Genomic DNA, 2,129 nt, shown 5'->3' with positions numbered 1-2,129 from the left:
GCCATGGAGGCGGTGAAAAAAACGCGACCGCGAACAGAACTGTCTTGGTCTCCTCCTGTACTGCGTGACTATGCAGCGGTGGATCTGTCTATATTTGAAAGTGCTCTAATCAGCTTGCTTCCATGAACAAGGGACCTGAATGCGGCCAAGCGGTGCTTTCTAAGTATAAAAGACTGTCTAGGCGGACAACTTGGTTACAGGGATAGCCCCTGCTTGCAGGGATTAGCCCTGCTGGCAGGGATCGGACTGGCTTCGGGCTAATAAATTTTAAAATTAAGCATTGAGGAGGGACTTGTTGGGTGTACGACATTATCATCATCGGCGGCGGACCAGCCGGGTTAACGGCGGGTATTTACGCCGGACGGGCTAAATTGAAGACGCTTATTATCGAGCAGCTGGCCACCGGCGGTCAGGCGGCTACAGCCGACCTAATTGAGAATTACCCTGGAGCTTTAGCCGGTAGCACCGGCCCGGATCTTTCCGACCGCATGGAAGAACAGGCAAAGTCATTCGGCTGTGAGTTTATCATGGCTGAAGTTACCGGGGTTGATTTCAGCGGCAAAGAGAAGATTGTCCACACCAGTGAGCATGAGTTCAAGGGCAAGGCAGTGATTATAGCCAGTGGGGCTACCTACCGTAAACTGGGCTGCCCGGGGGAAGAGGAATTCACCGGGCGCGGCGTGTCTTTCTGCGCCACCTGTGATGCCGCCTTTTTCGAGGACTTACCGGTGGCAGTAGTCGGCGGTGGGGACTCGGCCATTTCAGCCGCCATCTACCTTACTAAGTTTGCCAGCCACGTCTATGTGATTCATCGGCGCGACGCTCTGCGGGCCACCAAGGTAGTTCAAGACAAAGCGTTTGCCAACCCCAAAATTGAGATTGTTTGGGACAGCGTAGTCCATGAGATCATAGGCAGTGACACCGTGGAGACCGTGCGGGTGAAGAACGTCAAGACCGGCAAGTTATCCGATCTGCCGGTGGACGGGGTGTTCATGTATGTGGGCTTGATACCGAATACGAAATTCCTGACCGGGCAAATTAACCTTGATCCTCAAAACTACGTACCTGTAACGGCGAACATGGAAACCAACGTCCCTGGGGTTTTTGCCGTGGGGGATGTAACAGCCAAACTTCTTCGCCAGGTGGTAACGGCTGTAGGCGACGGAGCTACGGCTGCTTTTGCAGCCGAGAAATATATCGAAGATAATTTTTAGGGGGTAGAATCAGAACATGTCTAATCTCATGATTGAGGTATCCCGTGATACTTATGAAGATGAAGTCCTTAAGTCAGAACTCCCGGTGCTGGTGGATTTTTGGGGCCCGCGCTGTGCTCCTTGTTTGGCCATGATGCCGGAAGTGGAAAAGATGGCGGAAGAATACCAAGGCCGGGTGAAGTTCTGCAAAGTAAACAGTAAGGACAACCGCCGATTGGTGGTGGAGCTTAAAGTGATGGCTCTGCCCACATTCTTGTTTTATAAGGGAGGTGAAGTGGTAGGTAAACTTATCGGGGCCGAGGTGACTAAGGAGAACATTGTGGCTAAGCTTGAGGAGTTGGTTGCTTAAATACAATTGTCAGTACAGAGAGGAGGGGAGCCTCAATGCGGTTGGAATTAGGGAAGATCACCGTCCGTGACTTGGATTTTGGTCCGGAAACCAAGGTGGAAGCCGGCACGTTGTATGTCAACCAAGACGAGCTGGCCACCTTAGTTGTGGAAGATCCAACTATTAAGTCCTGCACCGTACATTTGGCCAAACCTGGGGAAGAGATCCGCATCATCCCGGTAAAAGATGTCATCGAACCCCGCTGCAAAGTAAGCGGTCCCGGCGGTCTGTTCCCTGGATTTGTCAGTAAGGTGGACACGGTAGGCAGCGGTCGAACCCATGTTCTGTCCGGTGCGGCGGTGGTGACCACCGGAAAAATTGTAGGCTTTCAGGAAGGTATTATCGATATGACCGGTCCGGGAGCCGACTACACACCTTTTTCCAAGACGTACAACGTGGTGCTGGAGATGGAGCCAGTGGAGGGCTTAGCCCAGCATGAGCACGAGAAGGCTGTGCGGTTGGCCGGGCTCAAGGCAGCGGCCTATCTGGGTGAAGCCGCCAAAGAGATGGAGCCGGATGTAATTGAG

General features: G+C 52.8%; 3 protein-coding genes. All 3 read left to right on the top strand.

The features are described from left to right. Positions 1–299: 299 nt before the first annotated feature. Positions 300–1,214: a thioredoxin-disulfide reductase gene (trxB, locus tag GX016_10135; protein HHT71901.1), complete on the top strand. Its 915-nt coding sequence runs from the start codon at positions 300–302 to the stop codon at positions 1,212–1,214. Between the two features lie 28 nt (positions 1,215–1,242). Further along, the gene (locus GX016_10130; GenBank protein HHT71900.1) at positions 1,243–1,563 is read left to right on the top strand and encodes a thioredoxin; all 321 of its coding nucleotides are present in this window, start codon (positions 1,243–1,245) and stop codon (positions 1,561–1,563) included. Between the two features lie 35 nt (positions 1,564–1,598). Continuing rightward, positions 1,599–2,129 (top strand): beta-aspartyl-peptidase (locus GX016_10125; protein ID HHT71899.1); only part of this gene is annotated, 531 nt, incomplete at its 3' end.

Source organism: Bacillota bacterium (assembly GCA_012837285.1).
In the GTDB taxonomy this organism is placed as follows: Bacteria; Bacillota; DTU030; order DUMP01; family DUMP01; genus DUNI01.
Note: the sequence above shows the minus strand (reverse complement) of the source record. Positions and strands in the feature narration are given on the sequence as shown.

Coding starts and splice junctions, on each gene's coding strand:
- GX016_10130 (HHT71900.1), top strand. CDS start 1,243: ATGATTGAGGTATCCCGTGATACTTATGAAGATGAAGTCCTTAAGTCA.